Annotated in this window: 23 protein-coding genes; 21 read left to right on the forward strand and 2 right to left on the reverse strand. The window is 72.0% G+C overall.

Annotation, left to right across the window (positions count from 1 at the left end; genetic code table 11):
* The first annotated feature begins 2 nt into the window (after positions 1 to 2).
* From rplO to glmM, 15 genes are all read left to right on the forward strand, one after another.
* Positions 3 to 491, forward strand: a complete 489-nt coding sequence (gene rplO / locus ACFYE3_RS03250; protein WP_387605040.1) for a 50S ribosomal protein L15 — start codon at positions 3 to 5, stop codon at positions 489 to 491.
* A gap of 268 nt (positions 492 to 759) precedes the next feature.
* Positions 760 to 2,070, forward strand: a complete 1,311-nt coding sequence (gene secY, locus ACFYE3_RS03255) for a preprotein translocase subunit SecY (protein WP_368820397.1) — start codon at positions 760 to 762, stop codon at positions 2,068 to 2,070.
* 87 nt (positions 2,071 to 2,157) lie between these two features.
* Positions 2,158 to 2,721, forward strand: a complete 564-nt coding sequence (locus tag ACFYE3_RS03260) for an adenylate kinase (RefSeq protein ID WP_387605039.1) — start codon at positions 2,158 to 2,160, stop codon at positions 2,719 to 2,721.
* A 117-nt stretch (positions 2,722 to 2,838) separates the two neighbouring features.
* Positions 2,839 to 3,675, forward strand: coding sequence for a type I methionyl aminopeptidase (map, locus tag ACFYE3_RS03265; protein WP_387605038.1), 837 nt, complete (start codon positions 2,839 to 2,841; stop codon positions 3,673 to 3,675).
* Positions 3,676 to 3,722: 47 nt separating this feature from the next.
* Positions 3,723 to 4,898, forward strand: a complete 1,176-nt coding sequence (gene rlmN, locus ACFYE3_RS03270; RefSeq protein ID WP_387606003.1) for a 23S rRNA (adenine(2503)-C(2))-methyltransferase RlmN — start codon at positions 3,723 to 3,725, stop codon at positions 4,896 to 4,898.
* A 265-nt stretch (positions 4,899 to 5,163) separates the two neighbouring features.
* Positions 5,164 to 5,385, forward strand: coding sequence for a translation initiation factor IF-1 (gene infA, locus ACFYE3_RS03275; RefSeq protein WP_017833319.1), 222 nt, complete (start codon positions 5,164 to 5,166; stop codon positions 5,383 to 5,385).
* A gap of 55 nt (positions 5,386 to 5,440) precedes the next feature.
* Entirely contained in the window at positions 5,441 to 5,554 is a 114-nt protein-coding gene (gene rpmJ, locus ACFYE3_RS03280; protein ID WP_017833320.1) for a 50S ribosomal protein L36, read from the forward strand.
* Positions 5,555 to 5,721: 167 nt separating this feature from the next.
* Positions 5,722 to 6,090 (forward strand): 30S ribosomal protein S13, encoded by a 369-nt coding sequence (rpsM, locus tag ACFYE3_RS03285; RefSeq protein ID WP_368820394.1) that lies wholly within the window; start codon positions 5,722 to 5,724, stop codon positions 6,088 to 6,090.
* Between the two features lie 82 nt (positions 6,091 to 6,172).
* Positions 6,173 to 6,577: a 30S ribosomal protein S11 gene (rpsK, locus tag ACFYE3_RS03290; RefSeq protein ID WP_017833322.1), complete on the forward strand. Its 405-nt coding sequence runs from the start codon at positions 6,173 to 6,175 to the stop codon at positions 6,575 to 6,577.
* A 137-nt stretch (positions 6,578 to 6,714) separates the two neighbouring features.
* Positions 6,715 to 7,722 (forward strand): DNA-directed RNA polymerase subunit alpha, encoded by a 1,008-nt coding sequence (locus tag ACFYE3_RS03295; protein WP_017833323.1) that lies wholly within the window; start codon positions 6,715 to 6,717, stop codon positions 7,720 to 7,722.
* Positions 7,723 to 7,789: 67 nt separating this feature from the next.
* Complete coding sequence (gene rplQ, locus ACFYE3_RS03300; protein WP_368820392.1) at positions 7,790 to 8,551, forward strand: 50S ribosomal protein L17, sunset domain variant; 762 nt, start codon at positions 7,790 to 7,792, stop codon at positions 8,549 to 8,551.
* A 103-nt stretch (positions 8,552 to 8,654) separates the two neighbouring features.
* Positions 8,655 to 9,635, forward strand: coding sequence for a tRNA pseudouridine synthase A (locus tag ACFYE3_RS03305; RefSeq protein WP_387605037.1), 981 nt, complete (start codon positions 8,655 to 8,657; stop codon positions 9,633 to 9,635).
* A 260-nt stretch (positions 9,636 to 9,895) separates the two neighbouring features.
* Entirely contained in the window at positions 9,896 to 10,339 is a 444-nt protein-coding gene (rplM, locus tag ACFYE3_RS03310) for a 50S ribosomal protein L13 (protein ID WP_017833326.1), read from the forward strand.
* A 33-nt stretch (positions 10,340 to 10,372) separates the two neighbouring features.
* Positions 10,373 to 10,879 (forward strand): 30S ribosomal protein S9, encoded by a 507-nt coding sequence (gene rpsI / locus ACFYE3_RS03315; RefSeq protein ID WP_368820390.1) that lies wholly within the window; start codon positions 10,373 to 10,375, stop codon positions 10,877 to 10,879.
* 132 nt (positions 10,880 to 11,011) lie between these two features.
* Positions 11,012 to 12,367 carry a phosphoglucosamine mutase gene (gene glmM / locus ACFYE3_RS03320; protein ID WP_387605036.1) on the forward strand — a complete coding sequence of 452 codons (1,356 nt, stop codon included), beginning with the start codon at positions 11,012 to 11,014 and terminating at the stop codon, positions 12,365 to 12,367.
* A gap of 100 nt (positions 12,368 to 12,467) precedes the next feature.
* Here glmM and ACFYE3_RS03325 read toward each other — a convergent pair whose 3' ends face one another.
* Positions 12,468 to 13,286: a M15 family metallopeptidase gene (locus ACFYE3_RS03325; RefSeq protein ID WP_387605035.1), complete on the reverse strand. Its 819-nt coding sequence runs from the start codon at positions 13,284 to 13,286 to the stop codon at positions 12,468 to 12,470.
* Complete coding sequence (coaA, locus tag ACFYE3_RS03330; RefSeq protein WP_368830397.1) at positions 13,286 to 14,242, reverse strand: type I pantothenate kinase; 957 nt, start codon at positions 14,240 to 14,242, stop codon at positions 13,286 to 13,288. The genes ACFYE3_RS03325 and coaA overlap by 1 nt, the downstream gene beginning before the upstream one ends.
* Before the next feature lie 173 nt (positions 14,243 to 14,415).
* Here coaA and ACFYE3_RS03335 point away from each other — a divergent pair, with 173 nt between their 5' ends.
* The 6 genes from ACFYE3_RS03335 to glgX all read left to right on the forward strand — a co-directional run bounded on the left by ACFYE3_RS03335 (position 14,416) and on the right by glgX (position 23,994).
* A complete protein-coding gene (locus ACFYE3_RS03335; protein ID WP_387605034.1) occupies positions 14,416 to 16,494 on the forward strand; it encodes a PTS mannitol transporter subunit IICBA in 2,079 nt (692 codons plus the stop codon).
* Entirely contained in the window at positions 16,494 to 17,639 is a 1,146-nt protein-coding gene (locus ACFYE3_RS03340; RefSeq protein ID WP_387605033.1) for a mannitol-1-phosphate 5-dehydrogenase, read from the forward strand. Before ACFYE3_RS03335 ends, ACFYE3_RS03340 begins: the two co-directional genes overlap by 1 nt.
* Before the next feature lie 126 nt (positions 17,640 to 17,765).
* Positions 17,766 to 19,658: a glutamine--fructose-6-phosphate transaminase (isomerizing) gene (gene glmS, locus ACFYE3_RS03345; RefSeq protein WP_387605032.1), complete on the forward strand. Its 1,893-nt coding sequence runs from the start codon at positions 17,766 to 17,768 to the stop codon at positions 19,656 to 19,658.
* A gap of 77 nt (positions 19,659 to 19,735) precedes the next feature.
* A complete protein-coding gene (locus ACFYE3_RS03350) occupies positions 19,736 to 20,107 on the forward strand; it encodes a holo-ACP synthase (protein ID WP_387605031.1) in 372 nt (123 codons plus the stop codon).
* Positions 20,104 to 21,672 (forward strand): NAD(P)H-hydrate epimerase, encoded by a 1,569-nt coding sequence (locus ACFYE3_RS03355; protein WP_387605030.1) that lies wholly within the window; start codon positions 20,104 to 20,106, stop codon positions 21,670 to 21,672. Before ACFYE3_RS03350 ends, ACFYE3_RS03355 begins: the two co-directional genes overlap by 4 nt.
* Before the next feature lie 135 nt (positions 21,673 to 21,807).
* A complete protein-coding gene (gene glgX, locus ACFYE3_RS03360; RefSeq protein WP_387605029.1) occupies positions 21,808 to 23,994 on the forward strand; it encodes a glycogen debranching protein GlgX in 2,187 nt (728 codons plus the stop codon).
* Positions 23,995 to 24,067: the final 73 nt, after the last annotated feature.

The following is a 24,067-nucleotide window of genomic DNA, read 5'->3' on the forward strand; positions in this document are numbered from 1 at the left end:
CCATGGCAGAGAACACTGCTGAGAACACCGTTCAGAGCACCGAGAAGGTGCACGCCCTCAAGGTGCACCACCTGCGTCCGGCGAAGGGCGCGAAGACCGCCAGGACCCGCGTGGGTCGCGGCCAGGGCTCCAAGGGCAAGACCGCCGGCCGCGGCACCAAGGGCACCAGTGCCCGGTACCAGGTCAAGGCGGGCTTCGCGGGCGGGCAGCTTCCGCTGCACATGCGCCTGCCCAAGCTGCGCGGGTTCAAGAACCCGTTCCGCGTGGAGTACCAGGTCGTCAACCTGGACAAGCTCACCGAGCTCTTCCCGGAGGGCGGCGAGGTGACCGTGGAGTCGCTCGTGGCCCGCGGCGGGGTGCGCAAGAACCAGCCCGTCAAGGTGCTGGGCTCCGGCGAGATCGCGGTCGCGGTCGACGTGAAGGCGCACGCCTTCTCGGGCTCCGCCGCGGAGAAGATCGCCGCCGCCGGCGGCAGCACGACCGCGCTGTGAGCGCGGGCCGCGGGGCCGGGCGCACGCCCGGCCCCGCGGCACCCCTGGATCAGGCCCCGTCCACGCCAGCGTGGGCGGGGCCTGATCCGTCGGCGGGCACGAACCCGCCCCGTCGGCGCGCGCCCCGGGTGAGTCCCGGGGCCGACGCGTTCGTTAGACTTGCCGGAGTCGTCCGCGCCCCCCGGGTGCGCGGACCCCGGACCGAGCCCCCGCACCACCACACTCCCCGCCACCGGATGCCGGTCGGACCCAGTCTCTAGGAGGACATGTGCTCAGCGCTTTCGGACGGGCGTTGCGAACCCCCGACCTGCGACGCAAGCTGGGGTTCACCCTCGCCCTCATCGTGCTCTACCGCCTGGGCACGTTCATTCCGGCGCCGGGCGTCGACTACGGCAACGTGCAGCAGTGCCTCGCCCTGGGGACCACCACGGGCGGCGTGTACGACATGGTGAACCTCTTCAGCGGCGGCGCCCTGCTGCAGCTGTCGGTCTTCGCCCTGGGCGTCATGCCCTACATCACCGCGAGCATCATCGTGCAGCTGCTGCGCGTGGTCATCCCGCGCTTCCAGGAGCTGCACGAGGAGGGCGCGCAGGGGCAGACGCAGCTGACCCAGTACACCCGCTACCTCACCATCGGCCTCGCGCTGCTCAACGCCACCACGGTGGTCTCGCTCGCCCGGTCCGGCGCGCTGCTGGGGGACTGCCCCCTGCCGATCATCCCGGACGACACCTGGCTGACGGTGCTGATCATCATCATCACGATGACCGCCGGCACGGCGATCATCATGTGGCTGGGGGAGCGGATCACGGAAAAGGGCGTGGGCAACGGCATGTCGCTGCTCATCTTCACCTCCATCGCCGCGACCTTCCCCTCCGCGCTGGGCGAGATCCTCCGCACCCGGGGCTGGGGCGTGTTCCTCTCGGTCCTCGCCGTGGGTCTCGTGGTGATCACCTGCGTGGTCTTCGTGGAGCAGTCCCAGCGCCGCGTGCCCGTGCAGTACGCCAAGCGGATGGTGGGCCGGCGCACGATCGGCGGGACCACCACCTACATCCCGCTCAAGGTCAACATGGCCGGGGTCATCCCCATCATCTTCGCGTCCTCGATGCTGATGCTCCCCGGGATGCTCGCCCAGTTCGGCATGCCGGACGACGGGACGGACATCCCCGGCTGGGTCAACTGGATCAACACCTACCTCATCACCGGCGACCACCCCGTCTACATGGCGATGTACTTCCTGATGATCGTGTTCTTCACGTACTTCTACGTGTCAATCACCTTCAACCCGGAGGAGGTCTCCAACAACATGAAGCGCTACGGCGGCTTCATACCGGGGATCCGCGCGGGCCGGCCCACGGAGAAGTACCTCGCGTACGTGCTCAGCCGGATCACGTTCCCGGGCGCCCTCTACCTGGGCATCGTGTCGATGATCCCGCTCGTGGCGCTCGTGCTCATCGACGCGAACCAGAACTTCCCCTTCGGCGGGCCGTCGCTGCTGATCATGGTGGGCGTGGGCCTGGACACGGTGAAGCAGATCGAGGCGCAGCTGCAGCAGCGCAACTACGAGGGCCTGCTGCGCTGACCCCCGTCCCCGCCGCCCCCTCGCGGGGGCGCCGGGGGCGTCCCGGTAGACTGGGACCGCAGCCACCACCGACCGCAAGGAGACTTCATGACCCGCATGCTCATCATCGGCCCCCCTGGCGCAGGCAAGGGCACGCAGGCCGTGCGCATCTCGGAGCGGCTCGGCATCCCCGCAATCTCCACCGGGGACATCTTCCGGGCCAACATCAAGGGCCAGACCCCCCTGGGGCAGGAGGCCAAGAGCTACATCGACGCCGGCGACCTCGTCCCGGACTCGGTGACCAACCGGATGGTCCGCGACCGCCTCGCCGAGACGGACACCGCCGACGGCTTCCTGCTGGACGGCTACCCGCGCAACGCCGCGCAGGTGGACGAGCTGGACGCCATCCTCGCCGAGCTGGACCAGGAGCTCGACGCCGTGCTGAAGCTGACCGCCGACCGCGACGAGCTCGTCCAGCGGCTCCTCGGGCGGGCCCAGAAGGAGGGGCGCACCGACGACACGGAGGCGGTCATCCGGCACCGCCTCGACGTGTACGACGCGGAGACCGCCGTGGTCGTCGACGTCTACGACCGGCGCGGCATCGTCCGCGAGGTCGACGGTCTCGGGAGCGTCGACGAGGTCTCCCAGCGGATCATGACGGCGCTGTCCTGACGCACCGCCCCGCTCCACGAACGCCGTGACACCCCCGGACATCCCCGGGGGTCTCACGTTTAACCCACGACAGCCGCGAGCTCCCCGACCGGGGGAGCGGCTCGGAAGGAAGACCGCATGTTCGGCCGCCGCCGGATCGAGTACAAGACCAACGCCCAGCTGCGCTCCATGCAGCGCGCCGGGGTGGTGACCTCGCGCGCCCTCGACGCCGCCGTGGCGGCCGCCGTCCCCGGGGCGACCACCGCGTCCCTCGACGACGTCTTCCGCTCCGTCCTCGACGAGCACGGGGCGAGCTCCAACTTTCTCGGCTACTTCGGCTATCCCGCCGCGGTGTGCGTGTCCGTCAACGACGTGGTGGTCCACGGCATCCCGGGGGAGCAGGTGCTGCAGGAGGGGGACATCCTCTCCGTGGACGGCGGGGCGATCGTCGAGGGCTGGCACGGGGACTCGGCGCGCACCGTGCTCCTGGGCCGCCCCGACCCCTCGGACGCGGAGCTCTCCGACGTCACGCGCAACGCCATGTGGCACGGCATCGCGGCGGCGGCCACCGGCACGCACGTCGGCGACATCGGCGCGGCCGTGGAGGACTACGTGCGGAAGGTCTCCGGGCACCGCTTCGGCATCCTCGAGGAGTACGTGGGCCACGGCATCGGCTCCAAGATGCACATGGCCCCCGACGTCCTGAACTTCCGCAGCACCGACCGCGGGCCCCGCCTGCGCCCCGGGATGGCGCTGGCCATCGAACCGATGCTCGTGCGCGGCGGGATCGGCACCCGCGTGCTCGACGACGAGTGGACCGTGGTCACCACCGACGGGGCCCGCTCCAGCCAGTGGGAGCACTCCGTGGCCCTGCACGCCGACGGCGTCTGGGTGCTCACGGCCGAGGACGGCGGGGCTTCGGAGCTCGAGTCCCTCGGCGTGCGCCCCGTCCCCATCCCGGAGGACCTGCCGTGAACCGGCCCTCCGTCACCCCGGACCCGCGCGACCGCGAGGAGAACACCGTGGCCCAGCAGCCGCAGCAGAGCACCACCACCAGGACGCCCGTCGAGCTCACCGTGAAGCCGCGACCCGGTCAGCTGACCTTCGCCGCCCCGCGGCGCGGCAAGCCTCCGCGCCACCTCGCCGACTTCGACATGGCCGGCCGCCGGGAGTTCCTCGCCGAGCTGGGGCACCAGCCGTTCCGGGCGGGACAGCTCTCCCGGCACTACTTCGACCGGTTCGCCACCGCGCCGGAGGACATGACCGACCTGCCCGCGGCAGGCCGGGAGGAGCTCGTGTCCCAGGCCCTGCCGCCGCTGCTGACGACCGTGCGCAGCCTCGAGGCCGACCAGGGGGACACCGTCAAGAACGTCCACCGGTGCTTCGACGGGGCCACCGTGGAGTCCGTGCTCATGCGCTACACCAACCGGGTGACCATGTGCATCTCCTCCCAGGCCGGCTGCGGGATGAACTGCCCCTTCTGCGCGACCGGCCAGGCGGGCCTGACCCGCAACCTCTCCACCGCGGAGATGGTCGAGCAGGTCGTGCAGGGCGCGCGGATGCTCCGCGGCGGCCGGGTCGGCAGGGCCGAGCAGGAGCCGCTGCGCATCTCCAACATCGTGTTCATGGGCATGGGGGAGGCCCTCGCCAACTACAAGGCGTCGATCGGCGCGATCCACCGCCTCATCGACCCCTCGCCGGAGGGCCTCGGCATGTCGGCCCGCGGGATCACCATGTCCACGGTGGGCCTCGTGCCCGGCATCCGGAAGTTCACGCAGGAGGGACTCCCGGTCACGCTGGCGCTGTCCCTGCACGCCCCGGACGACGAGCTGCGGGACGAGCTCATCCCGATCAACACCCGCTGGAAGGTCGACGAGGCCCTCGACGCCGCCTACGACTACTACCAGGCCACCGGCCGGCGGGTCTCGATCGAGTACGCCCTGATCCGCGACATCAACGACCACGGGTGGCGGGCCGACCTCCTCGGGGAGAAGCTCAACGCCCGCGGCGGGGGCTGGGTGCACGTGAACCCCATCCCGCTCAACCCGACCCCGGGCTCCAAGTGGACCGCGTCGCGGCCCGGCGTGGAGCAGAACTTCGTGGAGCGGCTGCGGGCCCACGGCATCCCCACCACCGTGCGGGACACCCGCGGCTCCGACATCGACGGGGCCTGCGGGCAGCTCGCCGCGACCGTCTGAGCGCCGTCGTCCCCGGTCCGCCGGACCCGTCCCCGCGCCCCATGGGCGCCTCCCGCGTTGCGGGGGGCGCCCCCGATCCCGTAGAGTGTCCTGTTGGTTGTCTGTGCTCCAGCGATTCCGCACACATCGGACCACGCCGACCCTCACCGTGCACCACGAACGGTGATGGTGCACGCGTACGGGTCCGCTGCGGCGTTTAACGACGACGTACACCCGAAACCCTGCTCGCCGCCCCGGCGGCGGGCACCTGAAGTTAGCGGAGGATATGGCCAAGAAAGACGGAGTCATCGAGATCGAAGGCACTGTGGTCGAGGCTCTGCCCAACGCGATGTTCCGCGTTGAGCTGAACAACGGTCACCTGGTCCTCGCCCACATCTCCGGGAAGATGCGCCAGCACTACATCCGGATCCTCCCCGAGGACCGCGTGGTGGTGGAGCTGAGCCCGTACGACCTCACCCGCGGTCGTATCGTCTACCGCTACAAGTAGGACCGGCGGCCGTCCGGGCCGCACACCACTCGAGAGAACGACGCGAAGGAATGCGATGAAGGTCCAACCGAGCGTGAAGCCGATCTGCGACAAGTGCAAGGTGATCCGCCGCAACGGGCGGGTCATGGTGATCTGCGAGAACCCGCGCCACAAACAGCGTCAGGGCTGACCAGCCTCGACCACCCCACGCAAGTGGATCCACAAGGGCACCGCTCCCGACCGGAGAGATCCAGGCGGGTGCCCCCGGCACAGAGGCCGGGGACCGGCGGAACGACATGACGTCACCGACCGGGCAGCGATGCTCCAGACCTCTGGAACACAAGGAGAACCGCCGATATGGCTCGTCTCGCAGGCGTCGACCTCCCCCGCGAAAAGCGGCTGGAAATTGCGCTCACCTACATCTACGGCGTGGGTCGCACCCGCGCGCTGGCCACCCTGGACGCCACCGGCATCTCGGGCGACCTGCGCGTGCGCGAACTCACCGATGCCCAGCTCGTGGAGCTGCGCGACTACATCGAAGGCAACTACAAGGTTGAGGGTGACCTCCGCCGCGAGGTGGCCGCCGACATCCGCCGCAAGGTCGAGATCGGCAGCTACCAGGGCATCCGGCACCGCCGCGGCCTGCCCGTGCACGGTCAGCGCACCAAGACCAACGCCCGCACCCGCAAGGGTCCGAAGCGCACGGTCGCCGGCAAGAAGAAGTAGCCCGCTGCCGCTCGCGCGCCAGGACCCCACGGTCCCCCGAGCGGCCCACCACCACTCTTCCCGAACTTTGTAGGAGATCTCCATGCCCCCGAAGACTCGCGCAGCGGCTGCCCGCAAGCCCCGCCGCAAGGACAAGAAGAACGTCACCCAGGGCCAGGCCCACATCAAGTCGACGTTCAACAACACCATCGTCACCATCACCGACCCCTCCGGCGCCGTCCTCTCCTGGTCGTCCGCCGGCGAGATGGGTTTCAAGGGCTCTCGCAAGTCCACCCCCTTCGCGGCCCAGATGGCCGCCGAGGCCGCCGCGAAGCGCGCGCAGGAGCACGGCATGCGCAAGGTCGACGTGTTCGTCAAGGGCCCCGGCTCCGGGCGCGAGACCGCCATCCGCTCCCTGCAGGCCACCGGCCTCGAGGTCGGCTCCATCTCGGACGTCACCCCGAGCGCGCACAACGGTTGCCGCCCGCCGAAGCGCCGCCGCGTCTGATGCGAGCACGCCCACCGGGACCCCGCGGGGTCCCGGTGCGCGTGCCGACAGCGGGCCGGGCACCGGTCCGCACCCCTCAACTGTTTTCCACCATTTGCGCGCGTCATATAGCGGATGCCCGCTGAAAGGAAACATCAGTGCTCATCGCACAGCGCCCCACCCTCTCTGAAGAGGTCGTGGCCGACAACCGGTCCCGCTTCGTGATCGAACCGCTCGAGCCCGGCTTCGGCTACACCCTCGGCAACTCCCTCCGCCGCACCCTCCTGTCCTCGATCCCCGGTGCCGCCGTGACCAGCATCCGGCTCGACGGGGTGCTCCACGAGTTCTCCACCGTGGAGGGCGTGAAGGAGGACGTCTCCGAGGTCATTCTCAACATCAAGAAGCTCGCCGTCTCCTCGGAGCAGGACGAGCCCGTCGTCGCCTACCTGCGCAAGCAGGGCCCCGGCGTCGTCACCGCCGCCGACATCACGGCCCCGGCCGGTGTGGAGATCCACAACCCGGACCTGCACATCGCGACCCTCAACGCGAAGGGCCAGCTCGAGCTCGAGCTGACCATCGAGCGCGGGCGCGGGTACGTCTCCGCCGCCCAGAACAAGGCCGGGGACGCGGAGATCGGCCGCATCCCGGTCGACTCGATCTACTCGCCCGTCCTGAAGGTGACCTTCCGCGTGGAGGCCACCCGCGTGGAGCAGCGCACCGACTTCGACAAGCTGGTCCTGGACGTGGAGACCAAGGAGGCCATCACCCCGCGTGACGCCGTGGCCTCCGCCGGCACCACACTGGTCGAGCTGTTCGGCCTCGCCCGTGAGCTCAACACGGCCGCCGAGGGCATCGAGATCGGGCCCTCCCCGACGGACGCCGCGATGGCCGCCGACATGGCGCTGCCCATCGAGGACCTCGAGCTCACCGTGCGGTCCTACAACTGCCTCAAGCGCGAGGGCATCCACACCGTGGGTGAGCTCGTGGGCCGTTCCGAGGCGGACCTGATGGACATCCGCAACTTCGGCGCCAAGTCGATCGACGAGGTCAAGGCCAAGCTCGTCGACCTCGGGCTGTCCCTCAAGGACTCGCCCCCCGGTTTCGACCTCGCCGCTCGCGCCGCCGCGATCGACGACGAGAACCCGTTCGACGACGACGACCACTAGTCCTTCCCGCTGACGTCCCGACGGGTGCCCGCCCGGGCCGGGACACACTTCCAGGAGATCAACAACCATGCCTACTCCCACCAAGGGACCCCGCCTCGGAGGCGGACCCGCGCACGAGCGCCTGATGCTGGCGAACCTGTCCCAGCAGCTGTTCGAGCACAAGCGCATCACCACCACCGTGACGAAGGCGAAGCGGATGCGTCCCTACGCCGAGCGCCTGATCACCTTCGCCAAGCGCGGTGACCTGGCCGCCCGCCGTCGCGTGCTGGCGCAGCTGACCGACAAGTCCGTGGTGCACGAGCTGTTCACGACCATCGCCTCGGCGATGGAGGACCGCAACGGCGGCTACACCCGCATCACGAAGATCGGCAACCGCAAGGGCGACAACGCCCCCATGGCCGTCATCGAGCTCGTGATGGAGCCCGTCGCGACCAAGGCCACCGTGGCCGAGGCCGAGCGCGCCACCGAGAAGGCCGCCCCGGCCCCCGCGGCCCCGGTCGACACCCCGGCGGACTCCACCGCCGGTGAGGTCGCCACCGAGGAGATCCCCGCCGAGGAGCAGGCCCCCGAGGTCGGCTCCGAGCAGGCCGCCGAGGTCGCCGCCGAGCACTCCGACGCGGAGTTCCCCGGCTCGCGCGCCCCGCTCGAGTCCGGTGAGGCCCCCGAGGGCTTCGAGGTCAAGGGCAACAAGAACTCGATGAAGTACCACGTGCCCGGCTCGCGCTGGTACGCGGGGACCACCGCCGAGATCTGGTTCGACTCGCCGGCCAACGCCGAGGCCGCCGGCTTCCAGCCGGCCGGTGGCGCCGCCGCGCAGAAGCTGCGCTGACCGGACGTCTCACGGACAGACACGACGACGCCGCCGGGGACCTGGTCCCCGGCGGCGTCGTCGTGCCCGCCGACCTCCCGACCACCCCTCCCAGGAGCTGACCATGAGCCCGTCCGAGTCCCCCGTGCGCGTGCGGATCGACCTGGCCTACGACGGCGCGCCGTTCGCCGGGTGGGCCCGCCAGCCGGGCCTGCCCACCGTGCAGGGGGCCCTGGAGGACGCCCTCGCCGTGCTGGTCCGCCGGGACGTGCGGGTCGCGGTGGCCGGCCGGACGGACACCGGTGTGCACGCCCGCGGCCAGGTGGCGCACCTGGACCTGGCGCCGGAGGAGTGGGCCGGTCTCGCCCGCGGCCGGGAGGAGGACCCGGCGCGCGCGCTCGAACGCCGCCTCACGGGGGCGCTGGCGCACGTCCTGGGCCGCGGCCGCCGCGAGCAGGGCCTGCCGGAGTGCCCGGGCGCGGTGGTCGTCCGCCGCGCGGGCGCCGCCCCCGCCGGCTTCGACGCCCGCTTCTCCGCCGTCTCGCGCCGCTACAGCTACCGGATCGACGACGGCGCGGCGGGCCGGGACCCGCTGACCCGGCACCTGACGTGGTGGTCGAAGGACGTGCTCGACGTCCCGGTGATGGCCCGGGCGGCGCAGGAGCTCGTGGGCCTGCACGACTTCCTGTCCTTCTGCCGCCCGCGGGAGGGCGCCACCACGGTGCGGGAGGTCCTGGACGTGTCCGTCGAGCGGGACCGGGACGGCCTCGTGCGGCTGGGCATCGAGGCGGACGCCTTCTGCCACCACATGGTCCGCTCGGTCGTGGGCGCGGCCGCCCGGGTGGGCGCGGGCCGCGAGGACCCCGACTGGCTCGGCCGCCGGCTCGCGGAGCGGGTCCGGGACGCCAAGGCGCTGCTGGCCCCGCCGCACGCCCTCGTGCTCGAGGAGGTCCGCTACCCCGGGGACTCCGCCCTGGGGGATCGGGCCGAGCGCACCCGGGCGCGGCGCGCCCCGATCGGCGGCGGTCTCCGCGACGCTTCGCGGGAGCCCCGGCACGACGCGCCCCGAGCCGCCGACGGTCCCGGCCGGCCGCGGGGAGATTGACCGCCGCACCCTCCGGGTGTATGGCCCGAGTGGTCTTTGGCCGCTCCATCCGGTACCGTTGGTTGCTGTTGTGCGTGTCCCGCCTCGGTTCACGTGTACCCGGATCCGCTGTCCCGTTGCAGGACGCCTGGCGGTCCGGTGCACCGGGGTCTCGGGCACCGGATGCAGCTCGGCCCTCACCCGAGCCCCGGACGGCACACCGAGAAACGGCGTGATCCCAACTAGCGCCACCGAGATAACCCGAACGAAGGCAAACTAACGTGCGTACGTACACCCCGAAGCCCGGTGACATCCAGCGCCAGTGGCACGTCATCGATGCCACCGACGTCGTCCTGGGTCGCCTTGCCAGCCAGACCGCAACGCTGCTGCGCGGAAAGCACAAGCCGACCTTTGCTCCCCACGTGGACGCCGGTGATTTCGTCATCATCATCAACGCCGAGAAGGTGGCCCTGACCGGCTCCAAGCTCGAGAAGAAGCGGGCCTACCGCCACTCCGGCTACCCGGGCGGGCTCAAGTCCAGCTCCTACGCCGAGCTGCTGGAGAAGCACCCGGTCCGCGCCGTGGAGAAGGCCATCCGTGGCATGCTCCCGAAGAACAAGCTGGCCGCCCAGCAGATGTCCAAGCTCAAGGTCTACGCCGGCCCGGAGCACCCCCACGGTGCCCAGCAGCCGCAGACCTTCGAGTTCACCCAGGTCGCCCAGTAACCGGGCCTACGACAGAAACTAGCGAGGAAAATCGTGGCTCAGAATACTGAAGAGCAGAACATCGTGGACGGCGAGGAGCAGCTGAGCAGCTACACCTCCGAGTCCTCCCCCGCCGAGGAGACCGAGGTCGCCGCCGAGCGCCCGGCCCTCACCGTCTCCGGGCAGGCCGTCGGCCGCCGCAAGGAGGCCGTGGCCCGCGTGCGCGTCGTCCCCGGCTCCGGCCAGTGGACCGTCAACGGCCGCACCCTGGAGAACTACTTCCCGAACAAGCTGCACCAGCAGGAGGTCAACGACCCCTTCAAGGTGCTGGAGCTCGAGGGCGCCTACGACGTCATCGCCCGCATCCACGGCGGTGGCCCCTCCGGCCAGGCCGGTGCCCTGCGCCACGGCGTGGCGCGCGCCCTGAACGAGATCGACCTCGAGAACAACCGCGCGACCCTCAAGAAGGCCGGCTTCCTGACCCGCGACCCGCGCGTCATCGAGCGCAAGAAGGCCGGTCTCAAGAAGGCCCGCAAGGCCCCGCAGTACTCGAAGCGCTGATCGGAGGGCCTCCCGGCCCGCCCGCAGCGTCACGGACCCCGTCCGACCCGGTGCACACCGGTGTCGGGCGGGGTCCGTCCGTTGTGGCCCGCCTGCCGCCGTCCGGGCCGCGGGGAACGTAGGATGGGGGCGATGTCTAGATTATTCGGAACGGACGGCGTGCGCGGGCTCGCGAACGACCTCCTCACAGCCAACATGACCCTGGACCTGGCCCAGGCCGCCGCGATCGTGCTCGGCCACGGCCGCGCACGCGAGGGGCGGCGCCCCACGGCGGTCGTCGCCCGCGACGGGCGCGCCAGCGGGGAGTTCCTCAGCGCCGCCGTCAGCGCGGGCCTCGCCGGGTCGGGCGTGGACGTCCACGACGCCGGGGTCCTGCCGACCCCCGCGCTGGCCTACCTGGTGGCCGACCTCGACGCCGACTTCGGCGTGATGATCTCCGCCTCGCACAACCCTGCCCCCGACAACGGGATCAAGTTCCTGGCCCACGGCGGACGGAAGCTGCCGGACCGGGTGGAGGACGAGATCCAGCAGGTCTTCGAGGCCGGCGACTTCCGGCGCCCCACCGGCGCCGGGGTCGGGCGCATCCACCTGCTCACGGACGCGGAGGACCGCTACGTGCTGCACCTGGTGGGGGCCATCCCGCACCGGCTCGAGGGGATGCGCGTGGTCCTGGACTGCGCCAACGGCGCCGCCAGCGGGGTCTCGCCGGACGCGTTCCGCGGCGCGGGCGCCGACGTGCACGTCATCGGCGCGGAGCCCGACGGCCTGAACATCAACGACGGCTGCGGCTCGACCCACCTGGTGCCCCTCCAGCGGGCCGTCGTCGAGCTCGGGGCCGACCTCGGGATCGCCCACGACGGCGACGCCGACCGCTGCCTCGCCGTGGACGCCACCGGCCGGGAGGTGGACGGGGACCAGATCATGGCGATCCTCGCCCTCGCGCTCAAGGACGCGGGCCGGCTCGTCGACGACACGCTCGTGGCCACCGTGATGAGCAACCTCGGCCTCAAGCTCGCCCTGCGCGACGCGGGGATCGACGTGCGCGAGACCGCCGTGGGGGACCGCTACGTCCTCGAGACCATGACCGAGCACGGGTACAACCTGGGCGGCGAGCAGTCGGGCCACGTGATCATGTCCGACTACGCCACGACCGGCGACGGGCTGCTGACCGGGCTGATGCTGGCCTCCCGTGTGGCCCAGACCCGCGCGCCGCTCGCGGAGCTGGCCCGCGTCATGACCCGGCTGCCGCAGGTGCTGCTCAACGTGCGCGGCGTGGACCGCGCCGCGGTGGGCTCCAACCCCGGCGTGCAGGCGGCCGTCGCGGAGGTCGAGCAGCGCCTCGGCGAGACGGGCCGCGTGCTGCTGCGTCCCTCGGGGACCGAGCCCGTGGTCCGCGTGATGGTCGAGGCGGCCTCCGAGGAGATCGCCCGGGCCGAGACGGAGTTCCTCGCCTCCGTGGTGGAGCGCGAGCTGTCCCTGACGGTCTGAGCCGGCTCTGCCGCCCGGCCCCGGAGGCCCGCACCGAGAACCTCGGCGCGGGCCTCCGGCGTTCGCGGCGGCGGGATCGGGTGCGCCGGCGCGGAGCCGGTCAGCGGGGCGCGGGCGGTCCGTAGTCCGGGGCCGGCGGCAGACCGGAGAACTCCTCGAGCGTCGCGGCGCCCGAGCGGACGAGCTCCCGGGCCCGCTCCGGGCCGAGGTAGCGCAGGTGCCACGGCTCGTACCAGTAGCCGGTGGTGCCGTGCTCGCCCCAGGGGTAGCGCACCACGAAGCCGTGCTCCGGCCCGTGCGCGGCCACCCAGGCGGCGGTGGCCGTCCCGTCGAAGCACACGCGCAGGTCGCACCCGGAGCCGTCCCCGACGTCCACCGCCAGGCCCGTCTGGTGCTCCGAGTGGCCCGGCCGGGCGGACACCGTGTCGGCGCCCTCGCGGCCCTTCTGCGCGACCCACCCGGCGTACGTGCCGGACTGCTCGGCGAAGGAGCGGTAGCCCGACACGATCCGGATCGGCACGCCGTCCGCCCGGGCCGCGGCCAGCAGCGCGCGCGCCGCGGCGGCCGCCTCGGGGCGCAGCAGGTGGCCCTCGACGTCCTCGAGGGCCGCGGGGGCCCAGTCCTCCGGGTCCAGGGGCCGCTGCTTGTTGACCACCACGGCGAGCGAGGCGGGATCGTCCAGGTCCGCGACCGGTTCCAGGCCCCGGCGCGGTTCCCGGTCCCGGGCGGGACCCGGTGACGACGGCGCGGGACCCGGCGCGGGACCCGACGCCGGCGCAGGGCCCGACGCCGGTGCGGCGGCGGACGTGGTGACGGAGGGCTCCGGCGGCACCGGGGGAGCGGCCCCGGGACCTGGCGCGCACCCGGCCACGAGCACCGCGGCTGCGAGCACGAGGGCGCCGGCGCGCGGGGCGTCCATCAGTTCTTGCGCAGCAGCACGCGCCGGATCGAGTGATCGGAGTCCTTGGAGAGGATCAGCCGGGCGCGGCCGCGCGTCGGCTGCACGTTCTCGATCAGGTTCGGCTCGTTGATCCGCCGCCAGATGCCGGTGGCGGTGGCCACCGCCCCCTCGTCGGAGAGGTCGGCGTAGCGGTGGAAGTAGGACCCGGGGTCGGCGAAGGCGGAGTAGCGCAGGGCCTGGAAGCGCTCCACGTACCACCGCTCGATGTCCGCGGGCCGGGCGTCCACGTAGATGGAGAAGTCGAAGAAGTCGCTCAGTGCGAGGGCGGCCCGGTCCCCGGGCCCCACCTTGGCGGGAGCCAGCACGTTGAGCCCCTCGATGATGACCACGTCCGGACGGGTCACCACGACCTCCTCGCCGGGCAGGATGTCGTAGCTGTGGTGCGAGTACTTGGGCGCCCGCACCTCGGGGGCCCCCGACTTGATCTTCGCGACGAAGCGCAGCAGCGCGCGGCGGTCGTAGGACTCCGGGAAGCCCTTGCGGTCCATGAGCCCGCGGCGCTGCAGCTCCTCGTTGGGGTACAGGAACCCATCGGTGGTGATGAGCTGCACGTGGGGGGTGGACGGCCACCGGGACAGCAGCTCGCGCAGGAGCCGGGCCGTGGTGGACTTGCCGGCGGCCACGGACCCGGCGATGCCGATCACGAAGGGGGTCCGGGCGTGCTCCTCGCCGAGGAACGCGTTGGTCGAGGCGTTGAGCCGGTTCGAGGACTCGTCGTAGAGGGTCAGCAGCCGCGAGATGGGGAGGTACACCTCGCGGACCTCCGCGACGTCGAGCCGGTCGCCGAGGCCGCGCAGGTTCTCGATCTCCCGAGAGGTGAGGGGAACGTCGATCTCGTGGGAGAGCCTCGACCAGGTCTGCCGGTCGAGCTCCACGAAGGGCGAGGCGCGTTCGCTCAGCGTAGATGCGGTCATCGACCACAGTCTAGACCGCGCCCGGACGCCCGCGGCGTCCGGGAGACAGGCGTCGTACCCGGGTGTAGATTGAATCTCGATCCGGCATCGGCTGTGAACTGCCTCACGCGGTCGCCCCGCGCGAGGCGCCCCGCCGGAGGAGCCCCACCTCGTTCGAGAGTCAGGACAGCACCATGGCGACGGCAACGACCTCAGAGACCACAGCACCGGCGGGCGGCCGGTCGACCGCCGCCCGCGCGCACGTCCAGCGCTTCGGCACGTTCCTGTCCGGGATGATCATGCCCAACATCGGGGCGTTCATCGCGTGGGGGTTGATCACCGCGTTCTTCATCGAGGCGGGTTTCACCCCGTTCGGTCCGCTGGGCGGGTTCGGTGAGAACGCCGAGGGCGAGCCGCACACGGGCCTCGTGGGGCCGATGATCACCTATCTGCTGCCGCTGCTGATCGCCTACACGGGCGGGCGGATGGTCTACGACGTGCGCGGCGGGGTGGTCGGGGCGATCGCCACGATGGGGGTGATCGTGGGCACCGACATCCCGATGTTCATCGGGGCGATGCTGATGGGCCCGCTGACCGCGTGGGTGATGAAGAAGGTCGACGGACTCTGGGACGGGAAGATCAAGCCCGGCTTCGAGATGCTGGTGAACAACTTCTCGGCCGGCATCCTGGCCGCGGCGATGGCGATCTTCGGGTTCTTCCTGGTGGGCCCGGCCGTGCTGGCCTTCTCGAACGCGGCCGCCTCGGCGGTGGACTTCCTGGTGACCCGGGGGCTGCTGCCGCTGACCTCGATCCTGATCGAGCCGGCGAAGGTGCTGTTCCTCAACAACGCGATCAATCACGGCATCCTCACCCCGCTGGGCACCGCCCAGGCCCTGGAGCAGGGCAAGTCCGTCCTGTTCCTGCTCGAGGCCAACCCCGGCCCCGGCCTGGGCATCCTGCTGGCCTACACGGTGTTCGGTCGCGGCGCGGCGCGGGCCTCGGCCCCCGGCGCGGCGCTCATCCACTTCGTGGGCGGGATCCACGAGATCTACTTCCCGTACGTGCTGATGAAGCCGGCGCTGATCCTGGCCGCGATCGCCGGCGGGATGACGGGGATCTTCACCCTGACCCTGTTCGACGCCGGCCTGCGCGCCCCGGCCGCCCCGGGCTCGATCATCGCCGTGTTCGCCCAGGCCACCACCGACAGCTACGTGGGCGTCGCGATCGCGGTGACGGCCGCGACCGCGGTGTCCTTCTTCGTGGCCTCGATCATCCTCAAGGCCTCCAAGGACAAGGGCGAGGGGGACCTCACGGAGGCCACCACCCGGATGGAGACCATGAAGGGCAAGAAGTCCTCCGTGGCCTCCGCGATGGTCGGCACCAGCGGCGGTGCCGACACCGGCGGGCACAGCACCCGCGAGCTGGCCGAGGGCGGGCCGGTGCAGCGCATCGTGTTCGCCTGCGACGCCGGCATGGGCTCCTCCGCGATGGGCGCCTCGGTGCTGCGGAACAAGGTCAAGGCCGCCGGCTTCGGCGACGTGAAGGTCACCAACGCGGCGATCGCCAACCTCACCGACGACTTCGACATCGTGGTCACCCACCAGGACCTGGCCACCCGGGCCCGGCCCAAGGTGCCCAGCGCCTCGGTGGTGACCGTGGACAACTTCATGGGCAGTCCCCGCTACGACGAGATCGTCGAGGCCGTGCAGCAGCGCAACGGGGCCGCCGTCCCGGCGGGCGCGGCGAGCGGTGGGGCGGCGGGATCCGTGCCCGGCACCGTGGGCGAGCCCTCCGGCGGCGGCACCGTGACCGCGGCGGACGAGGGCGCAGGGTCCTCCGGGGCCACCATCCTCACCAGGGACCGGATCGTGATGGACGGCGGCGCGCAGAACGCCGCGCAGGCCATCGACGAGGCCGGCGGCCTGCTGGTCGCGGCCGGTGCCGTGACCGACGAGTACGTGGCCTCCATGCACGAGCGCGAGGAGTCGGTGTCCACCTTCATGGGCAACGGCCTCGCCATCCCGCACGGCACCAACCAGGCCAAGGACAGCATCCGCTCCTCGGCCCTGTCGGTCGTGAAGTACCCGGAGGGCCTGGACTGGAACGGCAAGCCCGTCACCTGGGTGATCGGCATCGCCGGCAAGGACAACGAGCACCTCGCGATCCTCTCCCGGGTCGCGAAGATCTTCGGCAACAAGGCGAAGGTGCGGCAGCTGGACGAGGCGAGGACCGCGGACGAAGTGCTCGACCTGCTGGGGAAGGTGAACGACTGATGAAGTGCGTGCACTTCGGGGCGGGCAACATCGGCCGGGGCTTCGTCGGCCTGCTCATGCACCGCTCGGGCTACGAGGTCGTGTTCGCCGACGTGGCGGCCCCGCTGATCGACGCGCTGGCGACGACCCCCAGCTACACCGTGCACGAGGTCGGCGCCGGGTCCCGGGACACGGTCGTCGAGGGGTACCGGGCGGTCAACTCGGCGTCCGACCCGGAGGCCGTCGTCGCGGAGATCGCCTCGGCGGGCGTGGTCACCACGGCCGTGGGCGCGCACATCCTCAAGTTCGTGGCGCCGCTCGTGGCCCGGGGCATCGCGGCGCGTCCGGACGGCGCCGACCCTGTGGCGGTCATGGCGTGCGAGAACGCCCTGTCCGCCACGGAACTGCTCGCCGAGGCGGTCCGCGCCGACTACCCGGGCGGGGACCTCGACCGGCGGGCGGTGTTCGCCAACACGGCCGTCGACCGGATCGTGCCCCAGCAGGACGGCGGCGGTCTCGACGTGGTCGTGGAGCAGTTCCACGAGTGGGTCATCGACCGGACCCCGTTCGCGGGGAGCGAGCCCGCCATCGACGGGGCGACGTACGTCGACGACCTCGTGCCCTACATCGAGCGGAAGCTGTTCACGGTCAACACCGGCCACGCCGCGTGCGCGTACTTCGGCTACCGCGCCGGCCGGCACCGCATCGCGGAGGCGATCGCCGACCCCGGGATCCGGGAACGTGTCGCCGCGGCGCTCGCGGAGACGCAGGCGCTGCTCGTCGCCAAGCACGGCTTCGACGAGCAGGAGCACGGCCGGTACGTCGCGAAGATCCTCGACCGCTTCGCCAACGAGCACCTCCCGGACACCGTCGAGCGCGTCGGCCGCGCCCCGCTGCGCAAGCTCGGCCGGCACGAGCGGTTCGTGGGCCCGGCCGCAGAGCTGGCGGAGCGGGGCCTCGGCACCGACGGGCTGCAGGCCGCCATGGCGGCGGCCCTGCGCTTCGACCCGGCCGACGACCCGGAGGCCGTCCGGCTGAGCGAGCTCCTCGACACGCGGGCCCCGGCCGACGCCGTCCGGGAGATCACGGGGCTGAGCGCCGAGCACCCCCTCTTCCCGCCGCTCGAGGCGCTGGTGGCGGACGCCGTCCGGGACCGCCGGGGCTGACCGGAGGGCCCACGGAAGAGCCCACAGGCGGGCCGGCTCGTGTCCCCAGAAGAGGCAGGAACACGGCCCGCCCCGCCGGGTCCGGCACGCCCGGACGGGCAGGATCCATGCGGTACTGTGAAGCGCATGTGTGGAATTGTTGGATATGTGGGCCCCTCCTCCCAGCGGACGGACGAGCGCGGCACCGGCTCCGGGCACGACGCCCTGGACGTCCTCGTCGAGGGCCTGCGGCGCCTCGAGTACCGCGGCTACGACTCCGCGGGCGTGGCCGTGGTCTCGGACGGCACCGTCGGCTTCCGCAAGAAGGCAGGCAAGCTGCTGAACCTCGAGCAGGAGCTGCGCGACAGCCCGCTGCCCCGCTCCACCACCGGCATCGGGCACACCCGCTGGGCCACCCACGGCGGACCGTCGGACGTCAACGCCCACCCGCACGTCGTCGACGGCGGCCGGCTCGCCGTGATCCACAACGGCATCATCGAGAACTTCGCCGAGATCAAGCGCGAGCTCGTCGAGAAGGGCCACGAGTTCCGCTCGGAGACCGACACCGAGGTCGCCGCCGTGCTCCTGGCCGACACCTACAACGACCTCGGCGACCAGGACCTCACGGCGGCCATGCAGGTCGCGTGCCGCCGGCTGGAGGGGGCGTTCACGCTCCTCGCCGTGCACGTCGACCACCCCGGGCGCGTGGTCGCGGCCCGGCGCAACTCCCCGCTGGTGCTCGGCCTGGGCGAGGGCGAGAACTTCCTCGGCTCCGACGTCTCCGGCTTCATCGACTACACCCGTGACGCCGTGGAGCTGGGCCAGGACCAGGTCGTGTCCATCACGGCCGACGACTACGAGATCACCGACTTCCACGGCAACCGCGCCGACGGCAAGCCCTTCCGGGTGCTGTGGGACGCCGCCGCCGCCGAGAAGGGCGGCTTCCCGTCCTTCATGGAGAAGGAGATCAACGAGCAGCCCGCCGCCGTGGAGCAGACCCTCATGGGCCGCACCGACCCGGACGGGAACCTGGTCCTCGACGAGCTCAAGATCGACGAGGCGGTGCTCCGTGCCGTGGACAAGATCGTCGTCGTCGCCTGCGGAACGGCCGCCTACGCGGGGCAGGTCGCCCGCTACGCGATCGAGCACTGGTGCCGGATCCCCACCGAGGTCGAGCTGGCCCACGAGTTCCGCTACCGCGACCCGATCGTCAACGAGCGGACCCTGGTCGTCGCCCTGTCCCAGTCCGGCGAGACCATGGACACCCTCATGGCGGTCCGCCACGCCCAGGAGCAGGGGGCCAAGGTCGTGGCGATCTGCAACACCAACGGCTCCACGATCCCGCGCGAGGCCGACGCCGCGCTGTACACCCACGCCGGCCCCGAGATCGCCGTCGCCTCGACCAAGGCGTTCCTGGCCCAGATCACCGCCGCCTACCTCCTGGGGCTCTACCTGGCCCAGCTGCGCGGCAACAAGTACAAGGACGAGATCGGGCAGATCCTCGCCGAGCTCGAGGCCATGCCCGCGAAGATCCAGCAGGTCATCGACGCGCAGGCCGGGGTCAAGGAGCTCGCGCAGTCGATGAAGGACGCCTCCTCGGTGCTCTTCCTGGGCCGCCACGTCGGCTTCCCGGTGGCCCTCGAAGGAGCGCTCAAGCTCAAGGAGATCGCCTACATCCACGCCGAGGGCTTCGCCGCCGGCGAGCTCAAGCACGGGCCCATCGCCCTCATCGAGGAGGGCCAGCCGGTGTTCGTCATCGTCCCCTCCCCGCGCGGGCGGGACTCGCTGCACGCGAAGGTGGTCTCCAACATCCAGGAGATCCGCGCCCGCGGGGCCGTGACCATCGTCATCGCGGAGGAGGGGGACGAGGCCGTCGCCGACTACGCCAACCACATCTTCCGCGTGCCGCAGTCCCCGGTGCTGCTCCAGCCGCTGCTGACCACCGTCCCGCTGCAGATCTTCGCGTGCGAGCTGGCCACGGCGAAGGGCTACGACGTCGACCAGCCCCGCAACCTCGCGAAGTCCGTCACCGTCGAGTAGTCCGTCTCCGCCCCACCGCCGGCCCGCCGCCCCGGATCCTCCCGGGCGGCGGGCCGGCGGTCGTTAGGCTGGGGACCATGATCATCGGCACCGGCATCGACGTGGTGGACATCGCCCGCTTCGAGGAGCAGATCGCCCGCACCCCCGGCCTCGTGGCCCGGCTGTTCACGCCGCTCGAGCGGGACCTGCACGTGCGATCGCTCGCGGCGCGCTTCGCCGCCAAGGAGGCGGCGGCGAAGGCGCTCAAGGCCCCGCCCGGGATGATCTGGCAGCACTGCTGGATCGAGAAGGACCCCTCCGGGGCGCCGCAGCTGTGCACCGAGGGGACGGTGGCGGAGGAGGCGCGCCGGCAGGGCATCGACCGGTGGCACCTCACCATGACGCACGACGGGGGGATCGCCATGGCCATGGTCATCGCCGAGCGCACCGGGGCCGGGGGGCCGGCGTGATCACCGCCTGGACCGGCGCGCAGGTGCGCGCCGCCGAGACGCCCTTCCTCGACCGGGGGGAGGGTCCCGCGCTGATGCGGCGCGCCGCCCACGGCCTGGCCCTGGTCTGCGCGGAGCGCCTGCGCGAGCGCCGGGACCGGGTCTCCGGGGCGCGCGTGGTGGTGCTCGCCGGGACCGGCAACAACGGCGGGGACGGGCTGTGGGCGGGGTCGGAGCTGGCGCGCCGCGGCGCCTCCGTGCTCGCGGTGGCGGTCGGCGACCGGCTGCACCCCGACGGCGCCGCGGCGCTCGAGGCCGCGGGGGGACGGGTGCTGCACGCCGGGGACGGCGGTCCCGCCGTCGGGCCGGCGGCCGAGCACGTGCTCCGCGCCGACCTCGTGCTCGACGCCGTGCTGGGCACCGGCGCCCGGGGCGGGCTGCGCGGGCCGGCGGCCGTGCTCGTCCGCTCGGTCCTGGACCGGTGGCCCGGGAGCGGGGGGCCCGCGGTCGTGGCGTGCGACGTCCCCTCGGGCGTCTGCGCGGACACGGGCGCGGTGGCCGGACCGGTCCTGCCCGCGGACGTCACCGTCACGTTCGCCGGGGCCAAGGCCGGGCTCCTCCTGCCGCCGGGGGACCGCTGGTGCGGCGAGGTGCGGACCGTGGCCCTGGGGATCGAGCACGCCCTGCCCGCGCCCGCGCTGCGTCGGCTGGAGCCCGGCGACGTCGCGGCGCTGTGGCCGCGGCCGGGGGCGGCCTCCCACAAGTACTCCCGGGGCGTGGTGGGCGTCGTGGCCGGCTCCCCGACCTACCCCGGGGCCGCGCTGATGTGCACCCGCGCCGCCGTGGACGCCGGCGCCGGCATGGTCCGCCACCTCGGCGACGCGGCCACCCGCTCCCTCGTGTGCCTGACCAGCCCCGAGGTGGTCGCCTCCGAGGACCACCCCGACGACGTCCACGTCCAGGCGTGGGTCGTGGGCCCCGGCGCCGTGGGCGACGCCGCCCAGGAGTCCCGGATCGGCGCCGTGCTCGCGGTCGGCACCCCTGCCGTCGTCGACGCCGGAGCGCTCGGCGCGGCGGCCCGGGCGGCCGCTGACGGCGCCCTCGGCCCGGGGAAGGTCCTCACCCCGCACGCCGGGGAGCTCGAGCAGGTGCTCGCCTGGCTCGCCGCCCTCGGCGCCGGCGGAGAGGCCCCGGACCGGGCGGCGATCGAGGCCGAGCCCGCCCGGTGGGCGCGCGCGGCCGCGGAGGCGACCGGCGCCGTCGTCGTCCTCAAGGGCGCCACCACCCTGGTCGCGTCCCCCGACGGGACGCTGCTCTCCCAGGCCGACGGGAGCCCGTGGCTGGCGACCGCCGGCAGCGGGGACACCCTCGCGGGGATCATGGGCACGGCGCTCGCCGGGTGCGCCGAGGACCCCGACGCGTTCGCCGCCGCGGGGGAGTGGGCCCGCGGGGACGCCCGCCGCGCGGTGGCGGCCGCCCTCGCCGTGGCCGTGCACGGCTACGCGTCCCGGCTGGAGGGACTCGGCCCCGTGCCGCCCACGGCGCTGTCCGCGAACGTCCGCGCGGTCCTGCGTCACGGCCGCTGAGACCGTGGTCCCGGCCCCGGCGGACCGCCCCCGGGACGCGGCCGGCTCCGGTCCGGGCTAAGATCGATCCCACTTGCCCCAAAACCCAGCCCGCTGACGGTGACCCCTGCCCGGCGGTACGACAGGAGATCCCCCATGGAAGTCTGGCCAGGTCAGCCCTATCCCCTCGGAGCCACCTTCGACGGGACCGGCACGAACTTCGCCCTCTTCAGCGAGGCCGCCGAGAAGGTCGAGCTGTGCTTGTTCGACGAGGACGGCACCGAGACCCGCATCGACGTCGCCGCGCAGGACAGCTACGTCTGGCACTGCTACCTCCCGACGATCCAGCCCGGGCAGCGCTACGGCTACCGCGTGCACGGACCGTGGAACCCCGCCGAGGGCCAGCGCTTCAACTCCGCCAAGCTGCTGCTCGACCCCTACGCCAAGGCCGTCTCCGGCCAGATCGACTGGGACCAGGCGCTGTTCTCCTACGACTTCGGCGACGAGGACTCGTTCAACGACGAGGACTCGGCCTCCCACATGATGATGGGCGTGGTGATCAACCCGTTCTTCAACTGGGAGGGCGACCGCACCCCCCGCACGCCGTACCACAAGTCGGTGATCTACGAGGCCCACGTCAAGGGGCTCACCCAGCAGCACCCGGAGGTGCCCGAGGAGCAGCGCGGCACCTACGCCGGCGTGGCCCACCCCGTGGTGATCGCGCACCTGAAGAAGCTCGGCGTCACGGCCATCGAGCTCATGCCCGTGCACCAGTTCGTGCAGGACAGCACCCTGCTCGACCAGGGGCTGCGCAACTACTGGGGCTACAACACCATCGGGTTCTTCGCCCCGCACAACGAGTACCACTCCACCAACGACCTCGGCGGTCAGGTCCAGGAGTTCAAGGCCATGGTGCGCGCCCTGCACCAGGCCGACATCGAGGTCATCCTCGACGTGGTGTACAACCACACGGCCGAGGGCAACCACATGGGCCCCACGCTGTCCATGAAGGGCATCGACAACCAGGCCTACTACCGGACGGTGGAGGGCGACCAGAAGTTCTACATGGACTACACGGGCACCGGCAACACCCTCAACGTCCGCCACCCGCACTCCCTGCAGCTCATCATGGACTCCCTGCGCTACTGGGTGACCGAGATGCACGTGGACGGCTTCCGCTTCGACCTCGCCTCCGCGCTGGCCCGCGAGTTCTACGACGTGGACAAGCTGGCCACGTTCTTCGAGCTCGTCCAGCAGGACCCGGTCGTCTCCCAGGTGAAGCTCATCGCGGAGCCGTGGGACGTCGGCCCCGGCGGCTACCAGGTGGGCAACTTCCCGCCCCAGTGGACGGAGTGGAACGGTAAGTACCGGGACACCGTGCGCGACTTCTGGCGCGGGGAGCCCGCGACCCTCGGCGAGTTCGCCTCCCGCATCACGGGCTCGGCGGACCTCTACGAGCACAGCGGCCGCCGTCCGTTCGCGTCGATCAACTTCGTCACCGCCCACGACGGCTTCACGCTGCGGGACCTGGTCTCCTACAACGAGAAGCACAACGAGGCCAACGGCGAGGGCAACAACGACGGCGAGTCCCACAACCGCTCCTGGAACTGCGGCGTGGAGGGCCCCACCGACGACCCCGAGGTGCTCGCCCTGCGCTCCCGCCAGCAGCGCAACTACCTCGCGACACTGCTCCTGTCCCAGGGCACGCCCATGGTGCTGCACGGCGACGAGCTCGGCCGCACGCAGGACGGCAACAACAACACCTACTGCCAGGACAACGAGCTGTCGTGGATCAACTGGGACACCATGGACGGCCCGCTCACCGAGTTCGTCGCCGCCGTGACCCACCTGCGCCACGACCACCCGACGTTCCGGCGCTCGGACTTCTTCGACGGCCGGCCCGTCGAGATGGACGCGGACGACACCGGCCGCCCCATGCCCGACATCGCGTGGCTGAACACGGACGGGGCCCCGCTCAAGCCCGCCGACTGGGGCGAGCCGCTGTCCCGCTCCTTCGGGATGTGGCTCAACGGCAACGGCATCGCCGGCGTGGACATGCGCGGGCGGCCCATCACGGACGTGAACTTCATCGTGTACTTCAACTCCAACCCGGAGCCCGTGAAGTGCAAGCTCCCCCCGGTGCGCTACGGCCGGCAGTGGGAGGAGGTGATCGACACCGCGGGCAAGTACGCCGACGGACAGATCCGCAAGGCCCGCACCGCGATCGTCCTCGAGGGCAAGTCGATGGTCGTGCTGCGCGCCTACGAGGCGCCCGAGGAGGAGCCCGACGCGTCGGTCGCCGCCTCCGTGGCCGCGTACGCGAAGGCGCCGCAGGACCAGTGACCTGACGGCCCCGGCAGGCTGTCGACCCGGACACGGGTCGACAGCCTGCTGGCGTTTCCGGGGCCGGGCCGAC

The sequence above is a fragment of the Kocuria arenosa genome, assembly GCF_042879215.1.
Lineage (GTDB): Bacteria > Actinomycetota > Actinomycetes > Actinomycetales > Micrococcaceae > Kocuria > Kocuria arenosa.